Raw genomic sequence first — 13049 nt, forward strand, 5'->3', positions numbered from 1 at the left:
TGTCCATTGGGAGAATACAAAGGAGCACAGAGCTTATCTGCAAAGGAAAAGTCAACCACTTGATCCACTCGGCTCCAGAAAGGATGGGCAGGAACTGAAGAGAAGACTTCATAATCTGAAAAGGTTAACTGACCAAATGTTTTATATTGAATGTGCGCCATCACAATCACTCCATACATAAAATATATCTTAATTTTACCGTACATATGGAGTGAAGTGATGAGTAAAAGAAAGAATTTAGAAAAAGTTTGTGAAAAAGGAGGTTTTTATGAGTTAATCGACAGTCTCAAACCTCCGCTTATTTACCCCTAATTGAGCTCTATTCAACGGACTAACCGGAAAATCTCCGCTTATTTTTAATTTCTCTGATTACTCAATTAAGGATAAGACTTCATCTAGACAAATATATCCAATTAATATGTGTTTTATAAGACAAATTGTATACCAAATTGAGGGTAAAATTGCATGGGTACAGAGCCATTGTATCCCTACAATTTTGGGTGCATTTTCCTATACAAATTTTTATGTAATTTCGTCACAAATGGCTTTAGCCCAATAAAAAATGAGTGTCAATTTCATATACAAATTGGCACTCATTTTAACTTACATTTTTAATCTTTGTGATGGAAAACGGAATCCATTACGCATCCAGCAGGTTTTTTTTGTTTCTTCATGTTCTACCTTTAAATTCTTCTAGCTTAGAATAGATGGCAACAGCTACTTCTTCTGCTGATTTAGGAATCGAGTTTTTAAGAAGTGAATTGGCTAATGTCCCCATTGCCCCGCTGGCATTGATGTCAATGAACCCTGTTACCAGTGTTTTATTTTTGTTAATTGCTTTTGCTTCAAAATACCCCTCGCCAATGTACTTTTCATTCGACCTTTTCAAATCAAAGCTTACCCTTGCTGGTTCATTCCATTCTTTTATATCGATCAATAATCTAACCTTTTTTTTCATAATGCCGAGGCTGCTCTTAAACTCCCAAGTGATTTGGCGCTCATTTAGTTTTTCATGATGAATATAGCCAGGTACAAGTGGTGCCCAATTATCTTCATCCCTAATAAAGTCCCAAATCACCTCAATTGGGATATTTAATTCTACTTGTTGTAAATCACTTGGCATTTCTATCCCTCTTTCATTTTCGAAATAAAAGACCTTCATAGCTGAAGGTCTTTTTATAAGATATATGATAAATAATGTAATTATAGAAGAATTTACCTTGATTTCTTCACGGGTCTACCTTTATCCATCAATAAATTGAAATAAATCATTGATAATCATCAATTCCTATCTTAAGATATTAGGGTAGATTTTAGTTTTCTGAACAATCAGACCACTAGGGAGGGTAACTGAAGGTGAGGTTTTTTCAGTATTTTTTGTTCTTTTTAGGTTTAACCTTTTTTGGTCTGGGGAATGCCATTGCCGTCAAAGTAAAATTTCTCGGACTTCACCCTTGGGAAGTATTAAATGTTACCCTTTATCAGCATTTTGGTTTTACCATTGGTACATGGGGTGTAGTCTGCGGCTTGGTCCTAATTATCATTTCTTTATTTGTCGCCCGCAGCTATATTAGCATTGGCACAATCTTAAACGCCTTGTGTATTGGACCAATCATGGACTTTTTTCTCTGGTTAGATTTTCTCCCTAAAGCAACCCATACATGGATCGATTACTTGATTCTGCTATCTGGCATTGTAACCACAGGAATCGGCGGCGGAATGTATGTTGCGGCTGGGATTGGGGCCGGCCCGCGTGATGGCTTTATGCTTTCCATTTCTGATAAAACACGGTTGACGGTAAGTCAAGCACGGATTATCGTTGAGAGCCTTGTTTTAGTTATCGGATTTTTATTAGGCGGTCCCGTGTTTATTGCGACTTTTCTTTACACATTCATTCAAAGTCCTGTTTTTCATCATTCATTAAAGCGCTTTAAAGCATTGTCGGAAAGGGTCAAAAAAAAGAAAAACCAATCTCAAGAAAGTTTAATCTTATAGGTTAATTCTAAAAAAACAGAAGATGCACAGGTGGCAATCTTCTGTTATCAGTTCAAGCTTAAATCATTTTTTACGGAAGGCAAGAACAAGGGCCACTAGCGAGAGTAATGCTGCTGCGCCTGATAATATCAGCGGAAGAGAATCGGACGAATCATCCTCTTTCTCGGCCTCAGTGGTTTGTGCCTTATCTGTTTTTTCAGCATGTTCTGTTGTCGCCGTATCATGATGGTCGCTTGATGTCGAAGTCACAATCTCCGTAACTGAATGTGGAGAATCCGAACCTTCTTCGCCTGTCCACTCTACGATACTGCCATCTTTGTAATATTGAAATGCATCCCAGGCAGCTTTTGCAGCCTTATCAGGATTTTTTGCCACAAACACAAATTGTTGGAATTGCCCAGGTAGAATCCCCTCTCCTGTTGCTTCAAATGTGAAGGTTTTTACTTTACCGGCGGCATCCTTTTCAGAAGTATAAGTCCAGCCAGGAATCGGTTGGTAAGACATAACCTCTACTCCCTCTGGAGCCTTTACCGTTACTTTCGTTGTAGCGATATCTTTTTCAACGGGAACCTTTAACGTGTAGGTTTCCCAGGCACCGGTTGCCGAAGTTTTCGGAACCACGGTCACATGAGCGCTGGCAATGCTTGCAAAGAAAAATAAACTAACTACTGCTGGAATAACTACTTTTGAAACGCGAACCATCATTTTTTTCATTTCTATTCTCCTCGAATGTTTTTTTATTGACTTCCAACCAAACAGCGGAAATCGGTATCAATGCTTTCCAATGACTTTGTTAGAACGTGAACATGAATGTTCCAATCACCAGCCATGCTGAAATGCAAACCTTGTACTTCGTATTTGCCTTCAGCAACTTTTTTTAAATCAACTGTTTCTTCCCCCATGTCCATATCAAGCATCGTAAAGGTTAAGTGAATTTGCTCAACGTCCTTGATTGCCCGCCCATGACGGTCTTTTAAGGAAACTTCAAATAAATTTTCGCCCACAATATTAGGGGTTGCCCTTAATGTCACTTGATTACCATTATTCAGTGTAATTGTTTCTTTAAATGGCCCGGGGGATTGCATCGCTGTTGGTAAATTGGTTAAAACGACGGAAAGAACAAGGATAACCAAACCAATAGAAAGTTCACCCCATAATGATACTTTCAGTCCTTTATTCTTAGCCCTTTTTCCTTTTATAAAATTCACTGCTGCAAGGATAAGCATCAATAGAAACAAAATAACTTTACTAGATAAAACCTTTCCATAGTCCGTTTGAATAAGGGTTGAAGCGTTTGGAACATGGAGCAGGCTGCCAAAAACCCCCGTCAAGGTTAACAGAAGTACTAGGATGATTCCCCATTTAGAGAATCTTTTTATCATTAGGAAAAAATTTTCTTTTGTTTCCGGGTTCTTTCGCAATGGCAGTAAGGCAACAAAAGCGATTAAACTTCCTACCCAAACGGATGCAGCTAGTAAATGGAAAAAGTCCATCGATATCGCTAGCAGCGGATTGGTTTGTGTGGCAGCATGACTCGTTAACGCCTTTGTTAACAGTAACCCTGCCCCTAAACAAAAGCAGACCCACAAAATAATTCGTTTAGTAGCTTCTGCCATCCAGATAAATGACGTAATTAAACCAAGTGTTAGAATGATTGCTCCTTGAAAAATCCAAGTTTGACCATAGGTCGTGTTAACAATGATATTTTCTAAGAATTGAAAGCTAAGCACTTCATTCCAAGGTAAACCAGATTCTATTGTTGCTTCTAATGGAAGGCTTAACAAAATACTGAGAAAAAGTGCGACGAAGCTCGTAATGATGCCCACAAGGAATGTTTTATTAACTAATCTGTTATCATGGATCGCTTTTGGCACAATTAACATGTAAAAAAACAAGAGTCCGAGATAGCAAGCGTTACTTATGTATTGCAGCCAACGAATAAGGATAAGGTCTGCCTTGGGTGTATAGCCTTTCGTTTCATTCAGTCCTGCATTAGAATCTCTACCTTCAGTACCAACTTGAAAGCCAATCACGCCTTCAACAGGATGGCCGTCACTTGAAACAGCCTTCCACTTGATTCGATAGGTTCCATCTGGAAGATTCGGCTTTAAACCGCTCTTTAGAATTGTAGGTTGACTGGGATCAACCCCGCCATTTTCTTTATCTACTCGATTTCCTTCAGAGTCAAACACCTTGATTGAATTAAAAGCTGGCTGAATCGTTTCATTAAATTGAATCATTACTTCGCTAGGTGCTTTTTCAAGAATCTCATCTTCTAATGGTGTCGATTTTTTAATATAAGCGTGTGCAGAAAAAATAGTCGGGAATAAAAATAGAAAAAGAGAAATGATCACAATGAAAGTACTGAATTTTATTTTTAAATTCAAACTATCAGTCCCCTTTAATTTAGGCGTTCATGATTACAGGAACAGCCCTTGCTGCCGTTCATACGCTTTTCAATTTCTACTATTGCCTCATCAAATCGTAAAATAATGCCGCCAAATCCCCTTTGAAATTGTTCCGTTTGTTTAAGAGATCCAAATGTTAATACTTGTGGCTGGCAACAATTCAAGTTAAAATCAGTATCCATTAAGTAATAGGCCATTTTTGCACTAATCGTTGAATTCTGAAGGAAATCTCGACAAATAATTTGCGAAACTTCCTTTTCAATATTCTTGTATCTTAGTAACCCGCAATGAGGGCAGCATAGCTGCTCGACTCTTGAATCATTGGTAATAATTTGAATCGGGTGACGGTTATGTAATTCCTTCAAACAATAACTGCAGACATTCGAAGGAAGATTCACGATAGGTGCTAAAGAAATTCCGCCGGAAGTTTTGCTAATCACATTTTCTTCTAATATTGGCTTTATATCTCGATATACCGTCATTTCAGATACATGCAGCCGGGTGCTAATTTCCGAAATTGCTAATGAACCTTCTTTTTCCAACCATTTAATAATTTGCTGCCTCCGCTCAATCGGTAACATTTTTATCCCCTTTCCTTCTAAATTGCTCCCCCTTATTTTTAGTTTAATCAACATTATTAACATACTCAATATGTCAACGTGAGTAATTTGTGAATTTTTGATGAACAATCAAATTTTCAAACATTAAATAACATTTTTCAATTATCTTTTACCATTTGGAAGTTTTTTAAACTATTAAAGAGAAAAAGACGGTGCCTAGAAGACACCGTCTGCATTTATAGAAGAAATGGCTGTTTACTTTTTGACTTTATCTAAAGCACGCTGAGCCTCTTTTTGTGCCTCTTTTAATGCCTTTTCAGCGGAAATCCCTTCGATTTCTACTTTATCAGCAGCCTTTACGAGGGCATCGTATATTTTTCCGCCTGTAGGATCAACAAACGGTGGAGTTGCAATCTGTGCCTGCTGGAGCGGTACTTTAATTTGCGGATTCTTTTCAGCAAATTCTTTATACGCTGGAACTTCCTCTGCAGACTTTCTCACTGGAATATAGCCGGAATTAATAGACCAGTCGGCCATGTTTTCGGCATTAGTAAAAAACTTCAACCATTTAAATGCTGCTTTCTTTTCTTTTTCTGAAGCTAGTGCTGGAATCGCTCCCAAATGTGCCGCTGCGTGCGGTGCAGCCTGTTTCCCTTCCCAGCCTGGCTGTGGTGTTGCAGCAAGGATGGAAAAGTCTAAATCTCCCTGGTCGCCACTTGAGCCAGTATAACCGGCAGCGCGTCCTTGGATGACATCATCAATCGTTTTGTACCAATATTCCCAGCCCTGGCCATCGTGGTGAATCGCCATTGTTTTATCATCATGAATTCCTTTTCTGAAGAATTCCCATGAATCAATCCATTCTGGAGAATCAATTAACACTTTCTTACCATCTTCGCTTAAATATTTCGCCCCATTACTTAGCGCGGCATCAATCAGATTGTCTGGTCCCCACATTGGCTCCCATCCATAAACTTCTATCTTGCCCCCATTATTCTTTGTCAACTGCTTTGCTACTTCAGCAAGCGATTCCCAAGTTTTCAGCTTATCCTGGGAAATGCCTGCTTGTTCAAACATATCCTTTCGGTAATAAAGGACTTGTGTGGTTCCGTAAAGTGGCAATGCGTACTGTTCACCATTAATTGTTCCCTGCTGATAAAAAGCTTCAATAAAATCATCTGGTTTGAAATCGGCATCGTCTTTAATGTATTTTGTCATAGACGCTAACGTTCCTTTTTTCGCAAAGGCATTCATCGGGTCGTTTTTAATCAGGACGGCTGCCGGGACTTTTTTCGCAGCAATGGCCGCTTGCAGCTTCTGCAGTGTTTCATCATATGACCCTTGCACGACTCCGATTACTTTCACTTCATTCTGGCTTTTGTTAAATTCTTGAATTCTTTTTTCAACACTTTCGCCAAGCTTCCCGCCGAGGCCAAACCAAAACTCAATTTCAACGGGTCCATCCGCGGACGATTTCGCGGAGGAACAGCCGGAAATCATAGACACTAGTAAAATAATAATCGCAGTAAATGAGAAAAGCTTTTTTGTTAACATGTCATTTTTCCCCCTATTATCCTTTTAGTCCCTGGTCACTAATGCCAGAGATAATCCATTTTTGAACAAATACAAACAAAATTAACAGCGGCAGCACTGTAAAAGCGCTTGCGGCCATGATAAGCGGCCATTGCATTCCATAGGCACCCTCTTGAATGAAAAACTGTCTCAGCCCAGTGGTAATCAAATACTTACTTTCACTCCTGGTAATCAATGTTGGCCAAAGGTAATTATTATAGTTTTGCACAAAGCTAATTAACGAAAAAGTAATAAATGTTGCTTTTGTGGTTGGAAAAATAATTTTCCAAATGATGGTCCAGTGCCTTGCACCGTCAACCCGTGCTGCCTCGATTAACTCTTTCGGAACTTGCAGGAACGCCTGCCTAAACAGGAAGATTCCGAATACGCTGGCGGCATTAGATAAAATCAAGCCTGAATACGTATCTAGTAAATTAAAATCTGCTAAAATGACATAACTTGGTACGTATGTTGCCGCAACTGGCAGCATATAGGTAATCAAAATAATCGAAAAGAGCAGGTTTCTCCCTTTAAACCTTAATTGCGTGAAAGCGTAAGCAATTAAGGCCGAATTTACCACTTGGATCAATACAATTGCACTTGCCGTAAAAATGCTATTAAAAATATACTGATCAAATGGTGCCATTGCCCACGCATCGGCAAAATGATGCCACATTGGTTTATTCGGCCATAACGTAGGCGGAAATTGCCAAATTTCATCCTTCGTTTTCAGGGCACTGATCACCATCCACAAAAAAGGAAAGACCATCGACAAGCTGAAGAAAATTAACACTATGTGCTTGACCCATAAAATAGGCGCCTTTTTCAATTTCTAGCCCCCTTTTTGCTATTGGTAGTGAACCCATCGTTTTGAAAATATAAACTGTAAAAATGAAAATGCTGCTGTAATCACTACTAACAAGATGGCAGTCGCAGTGGCTTTACCCATATTAAATTCCTCAAATGCCGTTTGATAGTAGAAGTAAAGCAATGTTCTTGTACTTCCTGCTGGACCTCCCTGTGTCAACACCTGAATCTGGTCATAGGCCTGAAGCGCATCAATCGACGTAATCACAATTAAAAACAGCGTCGTTGGTGAAATAAATGGGATCGTAATATGTAAAAATCGGCGCCATTTGCTTGCCCCATCCAATGAAGCTGCTTCATAAAGGCTGACTGGGACCCTTTTCAAGGCATTCAAATAAAAAATCATTGCCCAGCCGACACCTTTCCAGATACTCACGATAATGACCGCTGGCATTGCCCAGGTCGAGCTGGATGTCCATCCAAGTGCCGGAAGCTTTAGCATGGTCAGGATCCAATTCGCCAAGCCCACATTCGGCTCATATATCCACGACCAAACAATCGAAACGGCTACAGTCGGGGTAACCCAAGGTGAAAAGATTAATGTCCGGTATATCCCCATTCCCTTTCCATTTCCGCTGACTAATAAAGCGAGCAAAAGGCCGCCTGCTACACAAGGAATAACCACTCCCATTGAAAAAACCACGGTATTTACTAGCACCGAATAAAACCCCGGGTCAGTTAGCAAGTCAGTATAATTACTGAAACCAACAAATTCATATTCCGGGCTGACGTAGTCCCAATCAGTAAAGCTTATGTACAGCGATTTAACCATTGGATAAATCCAGAATATGATGAGCGGAACGATTGCTGGCAGAATAAAGAGTAATGGTGTGAGGGATAATTTTCTTTTTGGTCTCTTTATCGCTAATAACTGCTTACTTGGCTTTATTTTTGCAGCAGGAACACCCAATTTTGACCCCTCCTTTCAATTTATGAATATTAAGTAGTTATATATATTCATTTATTGAATGTATTTTCATCTTAACAGCGGTTCCCTTTTATGTAAACAAAAAATTTAAAAAAATTGTCAAATTTTCTGTCTTGCTTGTCAAATGGAAAAAAATAAAAAACCGCCTGGGCACCCAAGCGGTTTTAACTTATTGTTTTATGATTTTAAGATTCTTCCTGCTTCCAAAAGCCGTTGTATTCCGGTTGTTATTTCAACGCCGATAAAAATGGTTGTCCAGAGGACTAAATGGTTTTGAAATAAGACCAGCAAAGTAAATAAAATGAAGCCTTCTGTTCTTTCGGCTAGTCCGGGCTGATAATAAAAGGATTTATAGCTCTCTTTTTCAGATAATGCCCCTACTGTTAGGAAAATGGTCATTGTAAATATAATCGATACCGCTAATAGGAGAAATAGCAGCAATATTTTTGGTTCGGGATGGCGAAGCGCCAAAGCAACGATGATGCCTGCTTCAACCACTCGATCAAAGGTAACATCCAAAACCGTTCCCCAAGATGAAGATGATTTACTTTTCCTTGCCATACTTCCATCCACTGCATCCAAAAAGCCCGAAAGCCATAGCACAGCGACTCCAGCAATGGGCTGTCCAAAATATACAAGGACACTTGCAATAATACCGATAAAGAAAGCAATATAGGTTACCTGATTGGCACTTAAGCCAAGCTTTAATAAATAATCTGCTGTTTTTGAAATGATTGGCTGCACTGCAGCACGTCCGTGAGTATCAAGCACAGTGCTATCTCCCTCTCATATTACTCAGAATACCAATGTATTTGCGCGAACGGTACCCTGATTCTTATCTTTTCATTGACGATAGGGACTCTTTTCCACCCCGTCGTAATTACATCCAGTGATTGGTTACCTGCTAATACTGAAATCGAGTACCCCTCTCTACTGGGTCTTACCTTTGTGACGATAGCGGGAATAATACAGGTAAACTCTTCTCGAGTGTCTTCGTCTTGATTGTATTCCCCATCAAATACCTGCAAATGATTGGGATCAATCCATCCTCTATTCAGTGCTGGCTGCACATCTAATTCACCTTGAAACCAATTGCTCCATTGTCCCCTGGAAAAACGATTTGGCAAAGATAAGAACTGAGCAATTTTTTCTGAACCAGGTTTTTGAAAAAGCTCGGAGGGTGTGCCAATCTGCTCTAATCCCCCATCCAATATAATCCCGATTCGATCGGCAACAGAGAGGGCTTCATCTAGATAATGGGTTACCCATAAAATTGAAAAACCAAGCTTTCTTTGGAGCTCGTATAGCCACTCAATCAAATCCTGTCTTAGCGAGGTATCTAAGGATGCAAACGGTTCATCTAACAATAGCAAATCCGGGTTAAGAATAAGTGCCCGTCCCAACGAAACTCGCTGCTGTTGACCACCTGAAAGCTGATGAGGATACCGTCTTTCCAAACCATCAAGCTGCAGATTTTTTAAAAAGTCACGCGCCGCTTTCTTTCTCTCTTTGGCTGGTATTCCCCTCACTTTCAATCCAAATGAAATATTCTCCAAAACAGTCAAGTGAGGGAAAAGTCTAGGCTCTTGAAATACAAGTCCGGTTGTTCCTGTCCCTTTTTCCCATGTCTGCTTTCCCGAGGCAAAAGGCAGCAGCCCGGCAATCCCCTTTAACAATGTTGTTTTTCCGCTGCCGGACGGACCCATTAATACAAAAATCTCGCCTGAATTTATTTTTAAATCTATTGAATTAATAATGCTTTCATTATTGATTTGAATGTTTATTTGTTCTAACTGCAATATCTTCACCTCGATTGATAAACTGTTTCCTTGAATTTATTCTCATAAGGAGAAAATACACCAACATAAGAACCAGAATGGGGACAAAGAATAACAGACTATAGGCTGAGACAATTGAAGAGTTTCCACTGCTGGCAAACGGAAAAATAACTAAAGGAATCGTAAGCAATGTCCCACCGCTCATAATCCAAGTAGGTAAATATTGGCTGAAAGAAATTACCATCACCAAAAAGCTCCCTAAAAACACCGCTGGAAGCAGCAAAGGCCATTCAATCCAGAAAAAGATTTTCCAAACGCTCGCCCCTAAACTGGCGGCAGCTTCCTGGTATTTCGCACCAATTAAGCGAAACTGAAACCATATCGTCGCGACAAAATAAGGCAGGGTGATGATTAAATGGGCAAAAGCTACACTTATATAGTCATTAATAAAATCCAATTGAATAGCAACATCGTACATACCCATGATAGAAACTGTATAGGGAATAAATAGAGGGGCAAGCAGAATAGAAAACACGATCATTTTCCCTCTAAATTCATTTAGAGCTAATACCCGCGCTGCCGGAATCCCTAATACTATATTCCCAACAAGAGTTAGTACTGCAACATTCAAACTATTAAGTAATCCTTCTCCCGCCCTTCCAGAGCCTGAAAAAAGGTATTGCCAAGAATCCATACTCCATGTTTCAGGCAGGATTAATGGCCACGGCCAATACTTGGTAAAACTCCAAATGATTAAAGGAATGAAGGGCAGAAGAAGAAAAAGACTAAACAACATGACAAAAAAAACAGTCAGCATTCCCGGAGTTTTAATCCTCTTCACCATATTCTTCTCCCTTTTTTAAACCAATCCATTTGAAAATAAATTAATAAACAACCTATGAGGAACGAGATAACAGCTAAGACGAGATTCATTGCAATCGCAATCGGCTGGCGTTCTAATCCGAATTGTGAATACTCTTGAAAAGCCAATACTGGGATGGAGCCAAAAGAAGTCTTTGCCAGCAAGGCAGGAATTTCATACGCACCTAATGTAAAGGCAAAGACCACCCACATACCGCCAACCCACATTGGCAGTAAAATCGGAATAATGACCAAGCGTACTGTCTGGGAAAATGAACCTCCGAGCACCTCTGCTGTTTCCTTCCAATCCGCGATAAGTTTTACAATAAAAGGATAAATCAATAAAACTATGAAAGGGACTTCCTTCCACATATAAGCTAATATAACCCCAATGCCCCAGTCATCATGGATGAGGATGGGGAATGCCTCCATTGAATCTACCAATCCAAAGTGATAAGCAAGCCGCGAATACCAGCCGCTTTGCATGAATACCTGCATGAACAGATAAGCTGAAAATAAATGAGGGATACCAATTGGTAATTGCAAAATAATCTGGAGCCACTTCCATTTACGAGAGAGTTCTGCCAAAAATAATGCAGCAAAGAGCCCCAAAACACCTGATAAAATAGCAACTGCGACCGCTATTCCAACCGTTACCATAATGGAATGAAAAAAGGATTGGTTCATTAATTCCTTATAGGCCCAAAAGCGATTTTCTTGTGCAACCAGTGGCTGTTTTTCTAGGCTAAGTGTCAAGGAATGGAATAATCCTCCAAGAAAAAAGATAAGCATAAACAAAAGGGCTGGCAGGATTCCCAACAGCCCCTTATAGTTATTTATTCGCCACATTTTTCATCCATCCTCGTTCTAACCATTGGACATATTCAGCGCCTATCTCAGGGACCTGATGACTGGACAACTCTTCCTGTGATAAGGTTGCGGAGCCCCTGTCGATTGATTCCACGATGTCTCGATCCTTATCAGGAAAACGTTCCACGGAAAGGGACATATTTTCCCCCCAATACTCAAGCTCCATTTTTTTCATTTGTGCACTTGGTGACAGCAAGAAGTTAATCAGTGTCAGGGCACCATCCGGGTTCGGCGCATTATAAGGAATAGCAAGGAAGTGCGTATTGGATAACGTCCCCTTATCAAGGACAAACGTTTTTGTAGAGGCAGGGAATTCACCCGTTTTTATTAAGTTAGAAGCATTCGCTTCATCATACCCCAATGTCATCCATACTTCACCATTTTTATATAATTGCTCTAACTGGGAAAGCGATTGTGGATAAGATTTCCCTTCTCGCCATAAGTATGGTTTCATTTCGTTTAATACGTTCCATACCTGGTCCGCTTCCCCTTTTACCAATGCTTCATCATACTTGGATAAATAGGCATTGTAATCCTTGCTCTTTTCATGGAGGACATGACGAATAAAGGCACTCCCGGTGAAATCCGGCGGCGCAGGGTATGTAAATTTCCCCGGGTTTTGCTTTACCCAAGATTTTAATTCATCAATTGATTTTGGCGGATTAGTGATTTTGTTTGAATCATAAGCAAACACAAACTGAACTTTCCCCCAAGGGGCTTCATACCCTTCTGTTGGAAATCCAAAGTCATATTTTATATCATCACTTTCAGTATCAACAAATTGCTGAAAGTTTGGCAGCTTCGAAGTAAATGGCCCTAATAATAACTTCTCCTGCTTGGCAGTTTTGAAATTTTCTCCGTTAACCCAGATAACATCCATTACTCCGGATTTTTTCGTTGCCCGTTTTTCCGTTTTCAATTTATTGATAAATTCTACTGCATCCATTGGATAGCGTTTCAATTCAATATTAAATTGTTCCATTAAACGCGGAGCAACCCATTCATCAATATATCGATTGATTCCTTCATCCCCGCCCCACATAAAGAAATTTACCTTAGATCCTTTTGCCTTAGTGGTAATTTCCTTCCAATCACTTTTTAAGCTATTTTCCCCCGCAAATTGGGAGTTATTCTCCGTTCCCGAGCTGCATCCTGATAAAATTAACAACATAATCACAAAACAAATGCTTAATTTTTTCATATCTATTCC

General features: G+C 39.7%; 13 protein-coding genes. 1 reads left to right on the forward strand and 12 read right to left on the reverse strand.

The genetic code is table 11. The features are described 5' to 3' along the window. Window positions 1-670: 670 nt before the first annotated feature. Window positions 671-1123 (reverse strand): SRPBCC family protein, encoded by a 453-nt coding sequence (locus tag ACIQCO_RS09910; RefSeq protein WP_400427980.1) that lies wholly within the window; start codon window positions 1121-1123, stop codon window positions 671-673. Between the two features lie 227 nt (window positions 1124-1350). Between ACIQCO_RS09910 and ACIQCO_RS09915 the strand changes: the two genes are divergently transcribed. Continuing rightward, window positions 1351-1995 carry a YczE/YyaS/YitT family protein gene (locus ACIQCO_RS09915; protein WP_400428508.1) on the forward strand — a complete coding sequence of 215 codons (645 nt, stop codon included), beginning with the start codon at window positions 1351-1353 and terminating at the stop codon, window positions 1993-1995. 63 nt (window positions 1996-2058) lie between these two features. Here the strand turns inward: ACIQCO_RS09915 and ACIQCO_RS09920 are convergent, their stop codons facing one another. The 11 genes from ACIQCO_RS09920 to ACIQCO_RS09970 form a co-directional block, all read right to left on the reverse strand. Then, window positions 2059-2700 carry a YcnI family copper-binding membrane protein gene (locus tag ACIQCO_RS09920; RefSeq protein WP_400428510.1) on the reverse strand — a complete coding sequence of 214 codons (642 nt, stop codon included), beginning with the start codon at window positions 2698-2700 and terminating at the stop codon, window positions 2059-2061. 32 nt (window positions 2701-2732) lie between these two features. After that, a complete protein-coding gene (locus ACIQCO_RS09925) occupies window positions 2733-4382 on the reverse strand; it encodes a copper resistance CopC/CopD family protein (protein WP_400427983.1) in 1650 nt (549 codons plus the stop codon). A 14-nt stretch (window positions 4383-4396) separates the two neighbouring features. After that, complete coding sequence (locus ACIQCO_RS09930) at window positions 4397-4984, reverse strand: DeoR family transcriptional regulator (RefSeq protein WP_400427986.1); 588 nt, start codon at window positions 4982-4984, stop codon at window positions 4397-4399. A gap of 234 nt (window positions 4985-5218) precedes the next feature. Continuing rightward, entirely contained in the window at window positions 5219-6517 is a 1299-nt protein-coding gene (locus tag ACIQCO_RS09935; RefSeq protein ID WP_400427990.1) for an ABC transporter substrate-binding protein, read from the reverse strand. 16 nt (window positions 6518-6533) lie between these two features. Further along, window positions 6534-7364 carry a carbohydrate ABC transporter permease gene (locus ACIQCO_RS09940; protein ID WP_400427993.1) on the reverse strand — a complete coding sequence of 277 codons (831 nt, stop codon included), beginning with the start codon at window positions 7362-7364 and terminating at the stop codon, window positions 6534-6536. An 18-nt stretch (window positions 7365-7382) separates the two neighbouring features. After that, window positions 7383-8264: a carbohydrate ABC transporter permease gene (locus ACIQCO_RS09945; protein WP_400428512.1), complete on the reverse strand. Its 882-nt coding sequence runs from the start codon at window positions 8262-8264 to the stop codon at window positions 7383-7385. 243 nt (window positions 8265-8507) lie between these two features. Beyond that, the gene (locus tag ACIQCO_RS09950; RefSeq protein WP_400427996.1) at window positions 8508-9101 is read right to left on the reverse strand and encodes a CDP-alcohol phosphatidyltransferase family protein; all 594 of its coding nucleotides are present in this window, start codon (window positions 9099-9101) and stop codon (window positions 8508-8510) included. A 20-nt stretch (window positions 9102-9121) separates the two neighbouring features. Beyond that, the gene (locus ACIQCO_RS09955; protein ID WP_400427999.1) at window positions 9122-10129 is read right to left on the reverse strand and encodes an ABC transporter ATP-binding protein; all 1008 of its coding nucleotides are present in this window, start codon (window positions 10127-10129) and stop codon (window positions 9122-9124) included. Next, the gene (locus tag ACIQCO_RS09960; RefSeq protein WP_400428002.1) at window positions 10095-10952 is read right to left on the reverse strand and encodes an ABC transporter permease; all 858 of its coding nucleotides are present in this window, start codon (window positions 10950-10952) and stop codon (window positions 10095-10097) included. The genes ACIQCO_RS09955 and ACIQCO_RS09960 overlap by 35 nt, the downstream gene beginning before the upstream one ends. Beyond that, complete coding sequence (locus ACIQCO_RS09965) at window positions 10946-11818, reverse strand: ABC transporter permease (RefSeq protein ID WP_400428005.1); 873 nt, start codon at window positions 11816-11818, stop codon at window positions 10946-10948. Before ACIQCO_RS09965 ends, ACIQCO_RS09960 begins: the two co-directional genes overlap by 7 nt. Continuing rightward, on the reverse strand, window positions 11802-13040 hold the full coding sequence (locus tag ACIQCO_RS09970; protein WP_400428007.1) for an ABC transporter substrate-binding protein: 1239 nt from the start codon (window positions 13038-13040) through the stop codon (window positions 11802-11804). Before ACIQCO_RS09970 ends, ACIQCO_RS09965 begins: the two co-directional genes overlap by 17 nt. Between the last annotated feature and the right edge of the window lie 9 nt (window positions 13041-13049).

The sequence above is a fragment of the Neobacillus sp. NPDC093127 genome (genome assembly GCF_044754175.1).
Taxonomy (GTDB): Bacteria; Bacillota; Bacilli; order Bacillales; family Cytobacillaceae; genus Neobacillus.

What these genes read in the sequence shown, in the direction of transcription:
- ACIQCO_RS09960 (WP_400428002.1), bottom strand. Translation starts at nt 10,952, where the DNA reads ATGGTGAAGAGGATTAAAACTCCGGGAATGCTGACTGTTTTTTTTGTC.
- ACIQCO_RS09965 (WP_400428005.1), bottom strand. Translation starts at nt 11,818, where the DNA reads ATGTGGCGAATAAATAACTATAAGGGGCTGTTGGGAATCCTGCCAGCC.
- ACIQCO_RS09920 (WP_400428510.1), bottom strand. Translation starts at nt 2,700, where the DNA reads ATGATGGTTCGCGTTTCAAAAGTAGTTATTCCAGCAGTAGTTAGTTTA.
- ACIQCO_RS09970 (WP_400428007.1), bottom strand. Translation starts at nt 13,040, where the DNA reads ATGAAAAAATTAAGCATTTGTTTTGTGATTATGTTGTTAATTTTATCA.
- ACIQCO_RS09935 (WP_400427990.1), bottom strand. Translation starts at nt 6,517, where the DNA reads ATGTTAACAAAAAAGCTTTTCTCATTTACTGCGATTATTATTTTACTA.
- ACIQCO_RS09930 (WP_400427986.1), bottom strand. Translation starts at nt 4,984, where the DNA reads ATGTTACCGATTGAGCGGAGGCAGCAAATTATTAAATGGTTGGAAAAA.
- ACIQCO_RS09910 (WP_400427980.1), bottom strand. Translation starts at nt 1,123, where the DNA reads ATGCCAAGTGATTTACAACAAGTAGAATTAAATATCCCAATTGAGGTG.